The following is a 17,974-nucleotide window of genomic DNA, read 5'->3' as shown; positions in this document are numbered from 1 at the left end:
AGATATAGCTTTCAGTTATGATTTACATACTATTTAGTTATAACGCTTTAAATGCATTGACAAAAATTTGAATAGTTGATAGAATTACAAGAAAAGTTAAGCTGTTCCGTGAAAACGGGAGAGCATGGGAGAAGGTGCTGTATGAACAAAAGAATTTTATCTATTCTGGTTGAAAATACGGCCGGTGTTCTGAGCCGGGTCTCCGGTCTGTTCAGCCGACGCGGTTATAATATCGACAGTCTTTCCGTAGGCATTACAACGGATCCGAATTATTCCCGTATGACTGTCGTCTGCAGCGGGGACGAACTGATTCTGGAACAGATCACCAAGCAGGTGGAAAAGCTTGAAGATGTACTCACAGTAAAGGTATTGAAGGATGGACAGAGTGTCAACAGAGAACTGATTCTGGTGAAGGTCCGTGTGGAGCCGGAGCAGAGACCGGGTATTTCTTCTATTGTGGATATTTTCCGTGCCAATATTATTGATGTGGGCAGGGAATCCATGATTATCGAGCTTACCGGTACCAAGTCAAAACTGGAAGCGTTTATTGACCTGCTGGAAGGCTATGAGATTCTGGAGCTGGCAAGAACGGGTATCACCGGACTTTCCAGAGGTATTGATGATGTCTTCTACTTGGAGGAAGACGAAGAGTAATTTTACATACGTTAGCTAGAGAATGATTTTTTATTCCCTAAGATAAAACAATATGCTAGGAGGAAATTAAAATGGCAGTAAAAATTTATTATCAGGAAGATTGCAACATGGCACTTTTGGAAGGCAAGAAAGTTGCGATCATCGGTTACGGCAGCCAGGGACATGCACATGCTCTGAACTTAAAAGAATCAGGTGTGGATGTTATTGTCGGACTTTATGAAGGCAGCAAATCCTGGGCAAAAGCAGAAGCACAGGGATTAAAAGTTTATACAGCAGCAGAAGCTGCAAAACAGGCTGATGTCATCATGATTCTGATCAACGATGAGAAACAGGCAGCTATGTATAAAAATGACGTTGAGCCGAACCTGGAAGAGGGCAACATGCTTATGTTCGCACACGGCTTTGCTATCCATTTCGGACAGATCAAACCGCCGGCAAACATCGACGTTACCATGATCGCTCCGAAAGGACCGGGTCATACGGTAAGAAGTGAATATCAGGTTGGGAAAGGTGTACCGTGTCTGGTAGCTGTACAGCAGGATTACACAGGAAAAGCAAAAGACAGAGCACTGGCTTACGCTGCAGCACTGGGCGGAGCAAGAGCAGGTGTTCTGGAGACTACTTTCAAAGTTGAGACTGAGACAGACCTGTTCGGTGAGCAGGCAGTTCTCTGCGGCGGTGTATGTGCATTGATGAAAGCCGGATTCGAGACATTAGTGGAAGCAGGCTATGCACCGGAGAATGCTTACTTTGAATGTATCCATGAGATGAAATTGATCGTTGACCTGATTTACGAAAGCGGATTCCAGGGCATGCGTTATTCTATCTCCAATACTGCTGAGTATGGTGACTACATCACCGGACCTAAGATCATCACAGATGATACAAAGAAGGCCATGAAGAAAGTCCTGTCCGATATCCAGGATGGTACTTTTGCAAAAGACTGGATTTCCGAGAACCAGACAGGCTGCATGCACTTCGGCGCTATGAGAAGAAGAGAAACAGAGCATCAGTTAGAGGAAGTCGGAGCAGAGCTGCGTAAATTATACAGCTGGAACGATACAGGCAAACTGATCGAGAACTAAAAAAGGTCCGCCGGGAACAGGAGAAATCCTTTTTCCGGCGGTTTTGTATGAACAGGCTTTGACAGCCGTTTACGGCCGCTTACTGTTGTAAAAATCAATGAAATCTTTTACTGCTGTGGTCTGCTGCAGGTTATCCAGAAAAGCGAAGCCGATATTCCGCTTGTGGATGGGGAAAGGAAGAGGGATTTCCACCAGGGTTTTGTCGTTCAGCTCTTTTTCCACGAACTGGCGGATGACACAAGCCACGCCCAAACCAATCTTGGCAAATTCAATCAACAGATCCATGGTGGATACTTCCAGCAGATTGTTTGTCTCAATGTGATGCATGGAGAGATAGTCATCTATATACTGCCGGGTCATGTTTTCCTTGTCCAGCAGCATTAAGGTGGCTGTGTGGAAGATATCGTCTTTGTGGTTGGTGCGCAGGGAGAGATTGTCCAGATAGGAACTGGTGCTGACGAAAATGTCCTCTATCTCTCCAAGAGAATCAAAATGGATATGGTGAAGCCGCTCCGGCTCCCCGATAAGGCCCAGGTCGATTTTATTTTCCTTCAAAAGCTGCAGAGTGTGGTTGGTAGACTGACAATCAATGGTGATCTTTACGTGAGGGTGCAGTTTGATAAACTCCTGCAGATAAGGCAGCAGCATGTATTTGCAGAGTGTGGTGCTGACACCGATATGTAAATGTCCGATTCCAAGGTCATTTATTTTTTTTATACGGGATTCCCCCATCTGCAGGGAATAGAACGCTTTCTGCACATAGTCGTAAAGGATCTCACCTTCTTCCGTGAGCAGGACACCTCTGGAGTTTCTGGAAAATAAAGTGACATCCAGGCTCTGCTCCAGCTTGCGGATAGACTTACTGATGGCCGGCTGGCTGATGTAGAGCTGCTCGGCGGCTTTGGAAATATTACCCGCGTTGGCTACTGTATAGAAAACGCGGTACAGGGATAAGTTTTGCTCCATTGTAAAACCTCATTTCTGTTTGGCATTTGGCTCCAAATATTGTCCCGGTTTTCTCTGTGACCGGTAACTATATAAATTGGAGTTATGGTAGATATATTTAATATGTATTTCTATTATAACAAAAGATATGCTATGATAGCAATAGATGAAATCAAGGTAACTGTGAAACTACTAAACAGTTACAAATTAAGAGATCAAGGAGGAATACCCATGGGAATGACAATGACACAGAAAATTCTGGCTGCAGCAGCCGGTCTTGACAAAGTGGAAGCCGGACAGTTGATAGAGGCTGATCTTGATTTGGTACTGGGTAATGATATTACATCTCCTGTAGCAATTCACGAGATGGATAAAATGACCGTTAAGAACGTATTTGATAAAGATAAAATAGCGCTGGTTATGGACCACTTTATTCCGAACAAGGACATCAAATCAGCAGAACACTGCAAATGTGTGCGTGAATTTGCATGTAAGAATGAGATCACCAATTATTTTGATGTTGGTGAGATGGGCATAGAACATGCACTGCTTCCTGAAAAAGGTCTGACAGTGGCAGGAGACGTAGTGATCGGAGCAGACTCCCATACATGTACTTATGGCGCGCTGGGCGCTTTCTCCACAGGTGTGGGAAGTACAGATATGGCTGCAGGCATGGCTACCGGAAAAGCATGGTTTAAAGTGCCGTCAGCCATCCGTTTCCATATAGTAGGCAAACCTGCCAAATGGGTCAGCGGAAAAGATGTGATCTTACATATCATCGGCATGATCGGCGTGGATGGCGCACTCTACAAATCCATGGAATTTGTGGGAGAAGGCATCAAAAACCTGAGCATGGATGACCGCTTTACCATGGCCAACATGGCGATCGAAGCAGGCGGAAAGAACGGAATCTTCCCGGTTGATGAGTTGACTGAGGAATATATGAAAGAACATTCCAAACGTCCGTATAAAGTTTATGAGGCAGATGTGGATGCGGTTTACGACGAAGAATATACCATTGATCTGAGCCAGCTGAAACCGACCATCGCATTCCCGCATTTGCCGGAAAATACAAAGACAATGGATGAGATCGCAGAGGATGTTGTGATTGACCAGTCTGTGATCGGTTCCTGTACCAACGGCAGAATTGAAGACCTTCGCTGCGCGGCAGAGATTTTAAAAGGCCGCAAGGTGAAAAAAGGCGTGCGCTGCATCATCATTCCGGCAACGCAGAATATCTATCTGCAGGCAATGGAGGAAGGGCTTTTGAAGATCTTTATTGAAGCAGGTGCTGTTGTCAGCACTCCTACCTGCGGACCGTGCCTGGGCGGATACATGGGGATTCTGGCAGAGGGAGAACGTTGTATCTCCACTACAAACAGAAATTTTGTGGGACGTATGGGACACGTGGATTCTGAAGTGTATCTGGCAAGCCCGGCTGTGGCTGCGGCAAGTGCAGTAACCGGTAAAATTTCCGTACCGGAAGAACTTGGATTATAGGAGGGAAGGAAGACATGAAAGCAAACGGAACAGTTTTTAAATACGGCGACAATGTAGATACGGATGTCATCATTCCGGCAAGATATCTGAATTCTTCTGATCCGGCAGAATTGGCACAGCATTGTATGGAAGACATTGACAAGGAATTTGTGAATAAGGTTAATAAAGGCGATATCATTGTGGCAAACAAGAACTTTGGCTGCGGTTCTTCCCGTGAACACGCACCCATCGCTATCAAGGCAGCGGGGGTAAGCTGTGTCATTGCTGAGACATTTGCCCGGATTTTCTACCGCAACTCCATCAATATCGGTCTGCCTATCATTGAATGTCCGGAAGCGGCACAGAACATCGAGGCAGGTGACGAAGTGGAAGTGGACTTCGACAGCGGAATTATCACCAACAAGACAAAGGAAACCAGCTTCCAAGGTCAGGCATTCCCCGAATTCATGCAGAAGATCATTAAGGCTGAAGGTCTGATCAACTATATTAACAGCCAGCAGTAAGAAGCAGGATAAAGAACGGTTCATTTTGCGGAAAAAGAGCAGAATGGGCCGTTTTTTTGTCCGCTGACATCCTGTTTTTTGAATGACAGCCGGCAACTTTCTACTGTTTGATCTCGGCAGTTAGCATGTATCAGGTATGGGATCTTATGAGTGAGATAAAACAAAGGAGTGCGTTTACAGACAGCTGACAGGCACATGTAAACGCTGCATGGGAAAGGGATAATGAATATGAAAAAACAGACAAAATTTTATAATTCTCCGGATGCTCCAAAACCTAATCGGCCCATACATATGGGGGCGGTAGGTATTATAAGAAATAACGAAAAGGTGCTTCTGGAACGCCGGAATAGCAGCTTACCCTGACGGAAATTTTGTGCGGATTATCACAGCGGTATATGAAGTTTTCGTAAAGGACCTAAAGGAGTTGAAGTGCAGTGAAGAATTCAGAGAACTGCGTTTTTTTGGAAGGAATGAGTTGTCTGATCTGACTATTGCGGAGACACATCAGGATATTTTACTGTTTTATATCAAGCATTTTAATGACGGATTTGGTCTCGGTATGGAATTAGCTTTTAAAAATAGAGTTATAGGTATTTGACTTTATCCAGTATGTGGGATTGGTAATATCAATATATTGACTGCATATGAAAAAAATATGTTTCATTCGTATAATAGATATTGACAAGAAGATATAGAATGTGACATAATACCTCAAATACCAATCCCTCATAACCTCATATTAATGTATCATAATATAATATCTCATATATAAAACCTCAACTTAGAATTGTAATTTAATGGTATCAATGTTTTTTGGCGCCCAAAAACTGAGCGCTTCTTTGTGATGCTATAAATTATTAGAACAATAAAGCGAATATAACTTAATATAATGATAATTTGTAGTATTTTGTAGAAATCATTACAAATCCTCATAAATGTTTTATGATAATGAATTATAACACTAAAGAGGAGGAGCTTTATGAACACAGAAATTGAGCTCATTAGAAAATTTAATATTACATCTTACATCCCGATACAAGGGATATTATCTTTTGCCAGAGGCAATCCAGATTGCCGAAGAGAATTACGGATGTTGTCTTAAAATAACGAAAGACATCTATCCGGTACTTGCCCAGCGGCATGGCATCCCGTATAAGAGGGTGGAGAGAAACATACGGACTGTAATTGAAAAGTGCTGGGAAAATAACCGGGCATTTATGGAAGAGATTGCAGGAAAAGAATTGGAGATTTGTCCGAGTAATGGTCAGTTTTTTGATTTTGTAGCCTATTGGATGCTTAAGAACAATGCTGCTGAGAAAGATAAATCTGTATAAACCGGTTCTTCATGTGTCGTATAATGTGTTATTCCCCCGCTTCCATCAGTCAGAAATATAGACATTGGGCGGGGGATGCTTGTATCAGGAGATGAGCCGGACCCGGATAAGAAATGGCTGTAATTATGAAGTTCTAGACAAGCAGAGAATAGGGGCATGTGTATATATTTATATAGAAGCAAAATTATAATTTGCATAATGTTGCTGTTATATCGCTTATCGTTGCGTAATGGTTGCTATAATTGCTATCTGATATAAAATGATTATATCAATTGGATTAAGAAGCGGGGGTTGGTCTGATGTGGAAACGGTTGAAATCATAAGATAAAAAGTCAGAATGAAGATAGAATGGAAATAGTCATGTTGAATATGCATTTTACAATGTTTAATGAGCAGATCAGAAATTGCAAAAAATGTAAAATACTAACAAAAATGCTTGAATAATATGGAATATAGTGTTAATATTATTACATAAAAAATGAGCTATTACAAATACGAAATAATTGTAATCTGTTATAATACGATCATTTTATAAAATTGCATTCAGATAACATACATGCTCAGTGAAAGGCAGGGGATAAAGACACTAGTTATCAGAACAGGGATCAGAGGTAAAAGATAAGAGTTTTATTATATATAGGTTAAAATGGTTTTATTTAACATTAAGAGGGATAAAAAGACAGTGAAAGGAGGAGTGAAAGAAGAAAGAAACGTATATTTTACAATAATAATAGAGAGAGAGGGTGATATGATGGGAAACAGTGACAACTTTAGAAAAGGTGTAATGGAGTTATTGCTTCTTAAAATCATATCTGAAGGAGATTGCTATGGTTACCAGATTTCCCAGACTATGAAGAAGTTATCTGATGGAGTAATAGTAGTGGCTGAAGGGTCTATGTATACTGCGCTTAATAAATTAGAAAAGAAAGGATGTGTATCCGACTACAGACGCAGGGTGGGAGACCGTCCGGAACGCATATATTATCATTTAGAGAATGCGGGTAAGGAAGAATTGAATCGATTGATGATAGATTATGCTGAATTTACAGAGGCAGTAAAGGTTGTTTTGGCTTATGCAGGTGAAGAAAAATTGGAGCAAAGGGATATTATTTAATATGGCGTCATTACAAAGGAATAATTGTGCGCAGAAGTACTATAAAATACTTCGAGAATTATTTTTGAATATTAATTATATGGACGGAAAATTTTTGAAGGATTTTAGGTTTAATTTGTTTCAATACGTTAAAGAACATCCGGGATGTACATACGAGGGATTGATTGAAGAGTTTGGATCACCAGAAGAGACCTTTTGCGAGTATGTTGAATCAAAAGATGAAGATTATCTTATATCTAGTATTAATAAAAAACATTTCAGGGAATGGATGAAAGTCGGGATAATAGTTGCTTGCATTTGCAGTTGTCTTATCTGGGGCTTGTTTTATTATAGGATATATAAAGAGAGTACAAACGCTACAATTAATAAAAAAATAATTTTTGTCGAGGAGGAAAATATTAATGAGTAAAATTAAAAAGGTTTTAGGAATTATGCTAGGTGTAATGTTGCTTTGTTCGCAAGCACTTTTGGTTTCTGCAGCACCTGTGGATACTGTTAACGTGGAAAGACAGTATTTAGAAAATGGTGATTATATAGAAACCGTCATTTCTGAATCTCCAATTGCATCATATGCCAGTAATTCAAAATCAGGTTCAAAAACTTCGACATATTATAATAGCGATGATGTTGCTTTATGGTATGTAAAAGTAACAGGATCGTTTACATACACAGGCAGTAGTGTTAGGTGTACTGGTGCTTCTGTATCTGCAGATTCTTATAGTAGTTACTGGGGGATTTCTAATCGTTCTTCAAGCTATAGCGGTAATATTGCAACAGCCAAAGCGACAGGAACACATTATTTTGGTAATGCAGTTGTTGAAAGAGTAAATGAGACTGTCAATCTTTCCTGCAGTGTTAATGGTTCTTTATATTAGAACAGATAAAGAGATAGGGTAGTTGAGAAAATTTCTCAACTACCCTATTGTTATTAAAAAATATGGATGTTAAAAAACTTTATATCTATGAAAAATTTATTGGGCCATCTATATAATAGAAAACCTTTGGAAATAAAGCCATTAAATTATAAATCAAGGTGCATAAATGAGAAGTCAGAAGAGGAAATTGTTGCAATAAATCGCCCGGTCAATTATAAATTCACCTGATATTCTGCTGTAGGATAAGTCCTCAGGCGCGTTAGATACTCAGACTACCGGGAAAATCATAGGATTATTCCTGCGTCTTAAGAAAATTGAATGGCGGTAATTATTGTCACACATAATCCTTTAGTAGCTGGGTGCTGCCAGCGAATCATCCGGTTACAGGGTGGGAAGCTAACAGGAAAAGCCAGGTAAGCCATTCATTAGTAGTTAAAAACTAACCGGAATATAAAATTCAGGCAATCCCGTAGAATAAGGCGCGATATCATACTGCTGATAATAGATGACCATCATTCCTGGCTGTATATAAAAACTATTCACGTTAAAGGTATCTTGCAGAAGCGCTCTATAATCTTCAAAATATATACCTGGATTTGCCTTTAGTCTTTCTGCAACCTGTCCCTCCATAGATTTTTGAAGCTGATACAATGAGACAGGGGTAAGAGGATAGAAGTCTGTGAGACGCAATGATTTTCCTGTGTTAAAGTCCCAGGTGTCGGAAGTGCGTATTGTTTGGCCGTGCGCTCCGCCCGCATAGGTATATGTATCCATATATAAACTGACGATGCATCCTGCATTATAAGTGATCTGATAAACAACATCGAGAGTGTAAATGGGAAATGGCCGGGGGCTTTGGGGGTATTCTGCGTCTGCTGCTGCCTGTGCGTAGAGCACTTTTCTGCCGTATTCTTCGGTTTTCTGTGCCAGTTGGGCATAATGATGGTTTATGGATTCACTGGCATCACTGCATGTTGTGGTAAAGGAAGGATAATTGATCTTATATGTGAATACCGGTATCTCTTTATAGTACATGGTATCGGTTAAGGTATTTGTAGTGATTGTCTGCATCATGATTACCCCGCTGATTTATTCATAATATATATCATAAAATTTAGATATGCCGCAAATATACACCAGATAAAATAAGGTATTTGTAAATAGGCAGCAACAGGGCTGATCTTATAGAACTGATAAATCATAACAGCAATAAGTATGATCAACGCCAGCAGCCATAAAAATGCAAAGAAGTATTGCGATAAGCCAAAGAAAATGATGCTCCAGAAGAAGTTAAAAAGCAATTGTATGGCATACGTTTTAAGAGCACTGGATTTACCCGATGAATTTGATTCATAAACGATATAGGAAGATATGCCCATCAAAATATAAAGTATTGACCATACTATTGGAAAAATAAAAGCCGGAGGACTTAGAGCAGGCTTATTTATCAAAAAATACATGGACCTGTTTCCGCTGATCAGTGTGGACAAAGACCCAATGGCGAGTGGAAGAAGAATGGAAATCACCAAAGCGCTTCTGTTATTTTTGTTCATGTCCGTAATGTACCCCATATACCGGCAATTACTTAATACTATGCAGTTTTATAACCACTTATGAGAACTGTTTGAGCGCTAATCCGTTTTCTTTATTTTATCGCTGCAGCAGATTTCTTTGTGGACAAGGATTGTGTCCAGTGTATCGCCAAGCTGAGAAAAAACAGCAGCCATAATAGCTAATTCGTCCTCCGTGCAGTTGTTGGAAAGAGCACAGGCTACGGAAGATACAAAAGCAACAAGTTCACAGGAATTCATATTTATCACCTCTGGTTTATTATTATGCAGGAACCACCGTAAGGTGTTAAATCAAAATCCTCCTTTGATGACCTTCAAGGCCGCTGTACACCCTATTCAAACCGGTAGGAGAGCAGGATTCAAAGGCATTGATGCAGCCGGGGGTTTTATCACCATAGGCAGTAGATATTTCAGCCACTTTGAAATATTCCTGAAGGCTCAGTATATCTGTGAAATCCGGACTTGTTCCGCAATAAGTTTTTGTCTGAATCATAATGCGCTGATGGCACTGATTGAGCATCCCGAATCCTGCAAAGATTTTTTCCATGCTATGGCAGATTGGAAGATAGAATACTTTAAGAAAATAGGAAAATATTATGATATAGATATTCTGAATGCACATGATGACTATGACAGTAATGACCGCATGTTCATGTCCCCGGATCTATGGCGTAGTCTGATCAAACCGGAACTGACAAGAATAGTGGAGGTCTGCCACAATGCGGGAATGCTCTATCAGCATCACAGCTGCGGCTTTATTGAGCCGATTGTTCCCCATTTGGTGGAAATTGGCTGTGACGCTATTGATACCTTTCAGGCATGTAATAAAAATACACCGGAACTAAAGAGGAAATACGGAGATAAAATAACATTTTGCGGCGGTTTTGACAACATGAATGTTCTGGACGTGCCGGGCGTTTCACCGGAAGCTGTTAAAAAGGAATACCGCCGAGTGATTGATTCCCTGGCACCGGGCGGGAGTTATGTGATTTACCCCATTGGCGGGACATTTGAGTTCGTAGAGCCATTTTTGGAGGGGCATTTTTCCTACGGGATGCAGTTTTATGCAAATCCTCAAAACAGGCAAAGGAACGAAGAAATCAAGGGCTGGCAAGCTGCTGTCCTTGATTTTATGCTGTACAATATACAAACTGATTTATGATAGGCGTCTTCAGGCAGCTTCAAAGAAACCGTTAAGGTATAGCACAAAAAATGCTGGATGGCCGCATAACTGCGACCTCCAGCATTCACTTTTTAATCGGGGCAACAGGATTTGAACCTGCGACCTCACGGCCCCCAGCCGTGCGCGCTACCAAGCTACGCCATACCCCGTAACGATTATTAATTATAACAGAATTTTTGGAAAATGCAAGAAAAAATAGAAAAAAAGTTTATTTTTTTTATTCACATTGTATTTAAGGGAAAAACTGCACATTTTGCCAGGGCTTTCTGGGCTGTTACAGAACAGTTACCCCTTCAGTTTCCTGGACAAAGGACCGCAGATTCCCCATCTGCAGTCCTCCAATCTGAATAATACAAAAATGCGGATAACCATCTTAGAAATGGATCACCCTTGGCTCATCCGTAAATGAGGCAAACGTAGCCACAGCATCTTTCAGATAGAACACCTGTGTATTTCCGTCGCCTGGCTTATACATGGACTGTAAGTCAGGGTAACCGTCCAGCATATGCTTTTGTGCTTCCACTCTGTCATCCAGTACTGCAGCAGCCGTGATCCGCAGCCAGTGTCCGCCGTCACATGCGCAGATTTCAATTTGGGGATTTGATTGCATTTGTTTGGAGACATCTTTTACTTTACCAGTCTGGATGTAAAGTCTGCCTTCAAATATGTCCACAGTTCCAAAAGGACGAACCCTTGGCTGGCTGCCCTCTGTGGTTGCCAGAAAATAAGTCCCGCATTTCTTTAGAAAATCATAAATTTCCTGCATATAACAGACCTCCTTTGTAAGATTGACATTTTTTTGCCCCTATACTAGTATTATAACAAATGCATTTGAAAAAGAAAGCATTATTATTTAAAGGATACAGCGGGAGGAGAAACTATTGAAGATAGAAGATTTGGACAGCAATTTTAAACAGGTGCAGTCAGAAGCATCATTAACCTATCTGAAGATAACAGATACCGAGGCAGAGATTGAGGGTGTGCTGCCGAATACCTGGAAGCGCCTTCCCGATGCTGTGCTGAAAGAAATAGACAGGCCGGAGTTCACAGCACTTGCCCATCACACCAGCGGAGCTGTTCTGCGTTTTCAGACAGATACAAATATTCTGGGTTTGTGTATGGAATTACTGGAACCGGATTTTATGATGTCTCATATGCCCCTGACCGGAAGTGCAGGTATGGATGTGTTTGTAAACGGCAGCTACGCCGCTACTTTCAGGGCAGAACCAGGGGAACGTGCGGTAAAGGGAGAAATTCCCCTTTCAGGTGAAAAGGTAGAAATAGACGTATATCTGCCTCTCTATAACGGTGTGCGTGAATTTTACCTTGGAGTCAAAGAGAACGCCTGTATAGGGAAACCATTAGAGCATAAAATAAAGGAACCGGTCATCTTTTATGGTTCTTCCATCACACAGGGCGGCTGTGCCTCCAGAACTTCCAACGCATATCCGGCTCTTGTGACCAGGTGGATGGATGCTGAGATGTACTGCCTGGGATTTTCGGGCAATGCCAGAGGAGATTTACCGATTGCCCGGTATATATCTGAGCTGCCTGCAAAATGCCTGGTCTATGATTACGACTACAATGCTCCGGATGCTGCATTTTTGAAGGCAACACATGAACCATTTCTGGAATGTATTCTTTCCCGAAAACCAAAGCTTCCCGTGCTTGTTATGTCCAGGCCAAACCCGGAATTTAAGTCAGAAGAGATGCAGGGCAGGGAGCGCAAGCAGATTATACAGGGAACTGTGTTAAAGTGCAGGGAAAAAGGATTTCAGGTAAACTTCCTGGATGGCGCAGAGCTGTTTGGGGAGGAGTCAAGGGAATGCTGTACTGTGGACGGGATTCATCCCAACGACTTGGGATTTTACCGGATAGCAAGGAAAGTCGTTGAAAAAATACATGCGTTTATCTCTTGACTTTTTCTGCAAGGAATGGTATCGTAACTTTAACACAACAGCAACAAGCTGTTGGAATATGAGAAATGCAAAGATAAGGATTAGTACAGATTCATATCGGATTTCAGAGAGCCGCTGGCTGGTGTGAAGCGGCAGACGCAGAATCTGGAACTGCCCTTGGAGCAGCTGCCCGAACTTTCGTAAGGAAACAGTAGATGCAGACGGAACCCTGCCGTTATCAGAAGGGAAAGATATAAGGTGTACATATCTGTATCTTATTAAGCGTATGAAGTATATTCATAAAGTAGAGTGGTACCGCGCAGGACAGTAGTCTTTCGTCTCTATTACAAGCATATTGTAATAAAGATGAGGGGCTTTTTTTATACCCTTTGGGCAGTTTTAGAAATCCCTGGAGGTCCGGGCATACCGCCTGTCATAAAAGCTTAGATATAGGTATCCAAAACAAAGTCAGGAGGAAAAAAGAATGAAAAATTGCAGTAAGTACAAGAGACAGTATTTCATGCCGCCGGTAACATGCATGAAGTGGGCGGAAAAGGAGTATGTGGACAAAGCTCCCGTATGGTGCAGCGTTGACCTGCGTGACGGCAACCAGGCACTTGTTATCCCCATGAATCTGGAACAGAAAGTAGAGTTTTTCAAGCTTCTGGTGGATATTGGATTTAAAGAGATAGAAGTAGGATTTCCGGCAGCTTCTGAGACAGAGTATACGTTCCTCAGAAAGCTGATCGAGGAGGATCTGATTCCGGATGATGTTACGGTTCAGGTTTTGACCCAGGCCAGAGAACATATCATCAAGAAAACATTCGATGCAGTAAAAGGTGCGAAGAATGTAATTGTCCATGTATATAATTCCACCTCCGTTTCACAGCGTGAGCAGGTGTTCAAAAAATCAAAGGAAGAAATTCTGCAGATTGCAGTGGAAGGTGCGAAACTTTTAAAACAGCTTACAGAGGAAGCAGGGGAAAACTACCGGTTTGAGTACAGCCCGGAGAGTTTTACAGGAACGGAACCCGAATATGCACTTGAAGTGTGCAATGCAGTGCTGGATATCTGGCAGCCCACCGCAGACAGGAAACCTATCATTAACCTTCCTGTGACAGTAGAACATTCCATGCCCCATGTATATGCGAGCCAGGTAGAATATATCTGTGAGAACCTGAAGTACAGAGAAAATGTTATTGTTTCCCTTCATCCCCATAACGACAGAGGATGCGGCGTGGCTGATTCTGAAATGGGACTACTGGCCGGCGCAGACCGTATAGAGGGAACACTTTTTGGAAATGGTGAGAGAACCGGTAATGTGGATATCATTACTTTGGCGCTCAATATGTATTCCCAGGGTGTTGAGCCGAACCTGGACTTCACCGATATGAGCGCGATCTGTGAGAAATACGAGGAATTCACAGGCATGAAAATCAGTGAGAGAAGCCCATACTGTGGCGCGCTGGTATTTGCAGCTTTCTCTGGTTCCCATCAGGATGCCATTGCAAAAGGCATGCACTGGCTGGATGAAAAGAAACCGGAACACTGGACCGTTCCGTATCTCCCCATTGACCCAAAAGACGTGGGAAGAAACTATGACGCAGATGTTATCCGCATAAACAGCCAGTCTGGAAAAGGCGGTGTAGGTTATATTCTGGAAACAAAATACGGATTGAATCTTCCGGCAAAGATGCGGGAAGCTATGGGATATACAGCAAAGGCTGTCTCAGACCATACACAGAAAGAATTACTGCCTGATCAGATATTTGAGCTGTTCAAAAAGACATTTGAGAATGTTACATCCCCGCTGGAAATCTACAGTGTTCACTTCCAGCAGAAGGATGGGGGGATTACCGCACAGGTGATATCCAGCTTTAACGGGTGTGAAGTGACAACAGAGGCAGCAGGAAACGGACGTCTCAATGCAGTCAGCAACGCGTTGAAGAAGGAATACGGCTTCCAGTATGATCTGATAACTTATCAGGAACATGCTTTGGAGCAGAGTTCCAGTTCCAAGGCCATTGCCTATGTGGGTATCCGCAAACCGGACGGCAGCCTTGCCTGGGGAGCAGGTGTGGATTCTGATATCATCAGGGCATCCATCGACGCGCTGGTGACAGCTATCAATAACAGATAAAAAAATGTGTATAAATATTTCAAGGTAAAGTTATCATTTAGAGTAAATGAAATACACATGGTAAATAACATTTTATGCTGAATAATGGACGGGTAAAATAATAGATTTTTACCGGTCCATTATTCTTAGTTTTGCGTACGAACATATGTTCCTGAAATTGCTCCATATACAAATAAAAGCGCGGATATCACCCTAAGACTAAGTTGAATATTGAAAATACGGGATTATTATCTTAAGTGGTTTAATGACAATATCCACAGATTATTTATCCGTTAGAGCACAAGATCCGGATTACATATTATCTTGTGTGAACAAGAAGTATATTAGTTATTACCATAAAAGCAGGGCAGATAAAAAATGACAGCTTCCGGTTTGTTGTGGAAAAATGGCGTTCCGGTCTTGGTGCCATCGGGTATGACTCCTGCAAAGGGACATTTGAGGACGGCGCCGGAACTTACCGTCTGGGTGCGGCCTGGATATCATAAGCAGATAGAATAAAAGAAAATACAGATATTCCCACATTTTAGTGAAATAGAGGAAAAAAGCACAAAAAAGTGTATAAAATAACCATCAATAAATAAGATAATATTGTGAAGATTAGCTAAAAGACGCCCCGGCTTATTGACTTCCATTGCCAAATTATTTTATAATCCATATAATTCATGACATCAGTATCGGAACAGAGAGTTGTGGCTGGTGTCTATTCGATTAAGAAAAACAGGCAAAGGAAAAAGGTATGGACATTATTCGTACGATTGCGGCCGGATTTTTATTTTTGATCCGGAAGATATCTAAAAAGAGCCGGAGAACCTGTGCATTGGTTGTGACCGGGGCGGTGGTGATCGCTGCCGTGGCATTTACCTTTCACGGGCTTCATGCAGGCGGAAAAAATAATGTATATGCATCTGTGAGTGATGACAAAGATCCGCCCAAAGACAAGGATGAACCGGAGGAAGAACAGCTGTACGGTCTGGACGCAATTATTTCAGGTGTATTGATAAGTCAGGATACCCAGAGCGAAGTACATCGGCTTGGCACCTCCTGTGAAGCTGTGCTGGTAGGGCAGAGAACAGGCAAAAAGGTGCAGGAATCACATTTTGATTTCAGCGAGGAGACAGCCACCAGCGTGGCTGAACTGGAGAATCACTCCATCGGTGCTTCTGAGGGACTGCTCCGGATGACAGATCAGGATTACGAGACGCTTCTGAAAATAGTGGAGGCGGAGGCCGGAGGAGAGGATATCAAAGGCCGTATTATGGTGGCAAATGTAATTTTTAACCGGGTGAAAAGCCCGGATTTCCCAAACAGTATCCATGATGTGGTATGGGAGAATTCGGACGGAAGTCCCCAGTTTTCTCCTACAGTTGACGGCAGGATCAATACGGTCACCGTTTCAGAGGGAACCAGAGAGGCGGTCAACCGGGCGATTGATGGGGAAGATTATTCCCAAGGTGCGCTGTTCTTTATGGAAGAGGCTTATGCGGAGCAGCACAATATTAAATGGTTTAAAGAGGATTTAAAATTTTTATTCCAATATGGGGTACATGACTTTTTCACGTATCCGTAAAGAAGAAAGGACATATAGAGATGGAGATTTTGTACAAAAGTACTAGAGGAACAGGAGAATGCGTAAAGGCATCCGAAGCAATTTTAAAAGGACTTTCAAAGGACGGCGGTTTATTTGTGCCTACAGAGATTCCTGAGCTGGATGTTCCTATGGACAGACTGGCAGGGATGACATACCGGGAAATTGCTTATGAGGTTATGCGCCGTTTTCTTACGGATTTCACAGAGGAAGAGTTAAAGTCATGTATTGCCAGGGCTTATGATTCCAAATTCGATACAGAAGAGATAGCACCTTTAGTAAAAGCGGGAGGTGCATACTATCTGGAACTGTTCCACGGAGCAACTATTGCATTCAAAGATATGGCACTTTCCATTCTGCCCCATCTTCTGACCACTTCTGCCAAGAAAAATCATGTGAAAAATGAGATTGTGATCCTCACTGCCACTTCAGGCGATACAGGAAAGGCAGCCATGGCCGGTTTTGCAGATGTGCCGGGTACAAGAATCATTGTTTTTTATCCCAAGAACGGTGTCAGCCCTATTCAGGAAAAACAGATGGTGACACAGAAGGGAAATAATACATATGTGGTGGGTATCACAGGCAATTTCGATGATGCCCAGACTGCAGTGAAAAAAATGTTCAATGACAAAGCAATGGAGGAGGAGCTTGATAAGGCAGGCTTCCAGTTTTCCTCTGCCAACTCCATCAATATCGGCCGCCTGGTCCCTCAGGTAGTGTACTACGTTTACGCTTACGTGAACCTTTATAAGAATGGTGAGATAAAAGATGGTGAAAAAATTAACGTAACGGTGCCCACAGGTAACTTCGGAAATATCCTGGCCGCCTATTATGCCAAGAATATGGGACTGCCTATAGACAAATTGATCTGTGCTTCCAATGAGAATAAAGTCCTTTATGATTTCTTCTCCACCGGAAATTATGACAGGAACCGTGATTTCATCCTGACTTCATCCCCGTCCATGGATATCCTCATATCCAGCAACTTAGAAAGGCTTATTTACCGCATTGCAGGGGAAAACGCGGACAAAAACCGTGAGATGATGGAGCAGCTTTCCAAGGGCGGGATTTACCAGATCACAGAAAAGATGCGCAGCCAGCTTGCTGATTTCTACGGCAATTTTGCCACAGAGGAGGAGACGGCAGGTGTAATAAAGGCTCTTTACGGGGAAACAGGCTATGTGATCGACACCCATACAGCTGTGGCGTCCTGTGTCTACGGAAAATACGCGGCTGAGACCGGGGATAGTACCAAGACGGTCATTGCCTCCACAGCCAGCCCTTTTAAATTCACAAGAAGCGTTATGAATGCCATTGACAGTAAATATGATTCCATGGGTGATTTTGAGCTGGTGGATGAATTGTCCAAAATTGCAAATGTGAAGGTGCCCAATGCCATTGAGGAGATTCGTACAGCCCCTGTTCTCCATGATACGGTTTTAGATGTTCCGGAGATGCCGGCAGCAGTAAAAAATGTCCTTGGGATTTAAAATATTAAAATTCTATAAAATGTAAAAAAATCGTCAAGAAAATACATTGTTAAACTATTGACTTTTAAAAACTAACATGAGATAATGAATTGACTTT

Annotated in this window: 18 protein-coding genes, 1 tRNA gene and 1 other annotated feature; of the genes, 13 read left to right on the top strand and 6 right to left on the bottom strand. The window is 42.1% G+C overall.

What is annotated here, in order from left to right; all coding sequences use genetic code 11:
• Nucleotides 1–141 precede the first annotated feature (141 nt).
• On the top strand, nucleotides 142–654 hold the full coding sequence (ilvN, locus tag A4V09_RS08650; RefSeq protein WP_065541986.1) for an acetolactate synthase small subunit: 513 nt from the start codon (nucleotides 142–144) through the stop codon (nucleotides 652–654).
• A 71-nt stretch (nucleotides 655–725) separates the two neighbouring features.
• Nucleotides 726–1,739 carry a ketol-acid reductoisomerase gene (gene ilvC / locus A4V09_RS08645; protein ID WP_065541985.1) on the top strand — a complete coding sequence of 338 codons (1,014 nt, stop codon included), beginning with the start codon at nucleotides 726–728 and terminating at the stop codon, nucleotides 1,737–1,739.
• Nucleotides 1,740–1,808: 69 nt separating this feature from the next.
• Here ilvC and A4V09_RS08640 read toward each other — a convergent pair whose 3' ends face one another.
• Nucleotides 1,809–2,705 carry a LysR family transcriptional regulator gene (locus A4V09_RS08640; protein ID WP_065541984.1) on the bottom strand — a complete coding sequence of 299 codons (897 nt, stop codon included), beginning with the start codon at nucleotides 2,703–2,705 and terminating at the stop codon, nucleotides 1,809–1,811.
• A 210-nt stretch (nucleotides 2,706–2,915) separates the two neighbouring features.
• Between A4V09_RS08640 and leuC the strand changes: the two genes are divergently transcribed.
• From leuC to A4V09_RS08605, 6 genes are all read left to right on the top strand, one after another.
• On the top strand, nucleotides 2,916–4,184 hold the full coding sequence (gene leuC, locus A4V09_RS08635) for a 3-isopropylmalate dehydratase large subunit (protein WP_065541983.1): 1,269 nt from the start codon (nucleotides 2,916–2,918) through the stop codon (nucleotides 4,182–4,184).
• 14 nt (nucleotides 4,185–4,198) lie between these two features.
• Nucleotides 4,199–4,687, top strand: a complete 489-nt coding sequence (gene leuD, locus A4V09_RS08630; RefSeq protein WP_065541982.1) for a 3-isopropylmalate dehydratase small subunit — start codon at nucleotides 4,199–4,201, stop codon at nucleotides 4,685–4,687.
• Nucleotides 4,688–5,739: 1,052 nt separating this feature from the next.
• Nucleotides 5,740–6,021 (top strand): sporulation initiation factor Spo0A C-terminal domain-containing protein, encoded by a 282-nt coding sequence (locus A4V09_RS08620; RefSeq protein ID WP_242964030.1) that lies wholly within the window; start codon nucleotides 5,740–5,742, stop codon nucleotides 6,019–6,021.
• Between the two features lie 682 nt (nucleotides 6,022–6,703).
• A complete protein-coding gene (locus A4V09_RS08615; protein WP_065544704.1) occupies nucleotides 6,704–7,135 on the top strand; it encodes a PadR family transcriptional regulator in 432 nt (143 codons plus the stop codon).
• Nucleotides 7,136–7,214: 79 nt separating this feature from the next.
• Nucleotides 7,215–7,544 carry a hypothetical protein gene (locus tag A4V09_RS08610; RefSeq protein ID WP_157766927.1) on the top strand — a complete coding sequence of 110 codons (330 nt, stop codon included), beginning with the start codon at nucleotides 7,215–7,217 and terminating at the stop codon, nucleotides 7,542–7,544.
• Nucleotides 7,537–8,010 (top strand): hypothetical protein, encoded by a 474-nt coding sequence (locus tag A4V09_RS08605; RefSeq protein WP_065541978.1) that lies wholly within the window; start codon nucleotides 7,537–7,539, stop codon nucleotides 8,008–8,010. The genes A4V09_RS08610 and A4V09_RS08605 overlap by 8 nt, the downstream gene beginning before the upstream one ends.
• 432 nt (nucleotides 8,011–8,442) lie before the next feature.
• Here A4V09_RS08605 and A4V09_RS08600 read toward each other — a convergent pair whose 3' ends face one another.
• The 3 genes from A4V09_RS08600 to A4V09_RS08590 form a co-directional block, all read right to left on the bottom strand.
• Nucleotides 8,443–9,081: a DUF3298 and DUF4163 domain-containing protein gene (locus tag A4V09_RS08600; protein ID WP_065544703.1), complete on the bottom strand. Its 639-nt coding sequence runs from the start codon at nucleotides 9,079–9,081 to the stop codon at nucleotides 8,443–8,445.
• A 5-nt stretch (nucleotides 9,082–9,086) separates the two neighbouring features.
• On the bottom strand, nucleotides 9,087–9,563 hold the full coding sequence (locus tag A4V09_RS08595; protein WP_065541977.1) for a TspO/MBR family protein: 477 nt from the start codon (nucleotides 9,561–9,563) through the stop codon (nucleotides 9,087–9,089).
• A gap of 78 nt (nucleotides 9,564–9,641) precedes the next feature.
• The gene (locus A4V09_RS08590; RefSeq protein WP_065541976.1) at nucleotides 9,642–9,821 is read right to left on the bottom strand and encodes a DUF6774 domain-containing protein; all 180 of its coding nucleotides are present in this window, start codon (nucleotides 9,819–9,821) and stop codon (nucleotides 9,642–9,644) included.
• A 43-nt stretch (nucleotides 9,822–9,864) separates the two neighbouring features.
• On the opposite strand from A4V09_RS08590, the gene A4V09_RS08585 reads away from it, so the two are divergent.
• On the top strand, nucleotides 9,865–10,743 hold the full coding sequence (locus A4V09_RS08585; RefSeq protein ID WP_157123481.1) for a uroporphyrinogen decarboxylase family protein: 879 nt from the start codon (nucleotides 9,865–9,867) through the stop codon (nucleotides 10,741–10,743).
• 96 nt (nucleotides 10,744–10,839) lie between these two features.
• On the opposite strand, the gene A4V09_RS08580 is transcribed toward A4V09_RS08585, so the two are convergent.
• Together A4V09_RS08580 and A4V09_RS08575 are read right to left on the bottom strand one after the other, a co-directional pair.
• Nucleotides 10,840–10,913 (bottom strand) — tRNA-Pro (locus A4V09_RS08580).
• A 224-nt stretch (nucleotides 10,914–11,137) separates the two neighbouring features.
• On the bottom strand, nucleotides 11,138–11,530 hold the full coding sequence (locus A4V09_RS08575) for a pyridoxamine 5'-phosphate oxidase family protein (protein ID WP_065541974.1): 393 nt from the start codon (nucleotides 11,528–11,530) through the stop codon (nucleotides 11,138–11,140).
• 115 nt (nucleotides 11,531–11,645) lie between these two features.
• Between A4V09_RS08575 and A4V09_RS08570 the strand changes: the two genes are divergently transcribed.
• The 4 genes from A4V09_RS08570 to thrC all read left to right on the top strand — a co-directional run bounded on the left by A4V09_RS08570 (nucleotide 11,646) and on the right by thrC (nucleotide 17,877).
• The gene (locus A4V09_RS08570; RefSeq protein ID WP_065541973.1) at nucleotides 11,646–12,683 is read left to right on the top strand and encodes an SGNH/GDSL hydrolase family protein; all 1,038 of its coding nucleotides are present in this window, start codon (nucleotides 11,646–11,648) and stop codon (nucleotides 12,681–12,683) included.
• Between the two features lie 61 nt (nucleotides 12,684–12,744).
• Nucleotides 12,745–13,008 (top strand) — a binding site (T-box leader).
• A 138-nt stretch (nucleotides 13,009–13,146) separates the two neighbouring features.
• Nucleotides 13,147–14,802, top strand: a complete 1,656-nt coding sequence (locus A4V09_RS08565; protein WP_065541972.1) for a 2-isopropylmalate synthase — start codon at nucleotides 13,147–13,149, stop codon at nucleotides 14,800–14,802.
• A gap of 736 nt (nucleotides 14,803–15,538) precedes the next feature.
• Complete coding sequence (locus A4V09_RS08560) at nucleotides 15,539–16,369, top strand: cell wall hydrolase (RefSeq protein ID WP_065541971.1); 831 nt, start codon at nucleotides 15,539–15,541, stop codon at nucleotides 16,367–16,369.
• 20 nt (nucleotides 16,370–16,389) lie between these two features.
• The gene (gene thrC / locus A4V09_RS08555) at nucleotides 16,390–17,877 is read left to right on the top strand and encodes a threonine synthase (RefSeq protein ID WP_065541970.1); all 1,488 of its coding nucleotides are present in this window, start codon (nucleotides 16,390–16,392) and stop codon (nucleotides 17,875–17,877) included.
• The last annotated feature ends 97 nt before the right edge of the window (nucleotides 17,878–17,974 follow it).

Source organism: Blautia pseudococcoides (genome assembly GCF_001689125.2).
Taxonomy (GTDB): Bacteria; Bacillota; Clostridia; order Lachnospirales; family Lachnospiraceae; genus Blautia; species Blautia pseudococcoides.
This window is presented reverse-complemented; position numbering and strand designations above follow the sequence as displayed.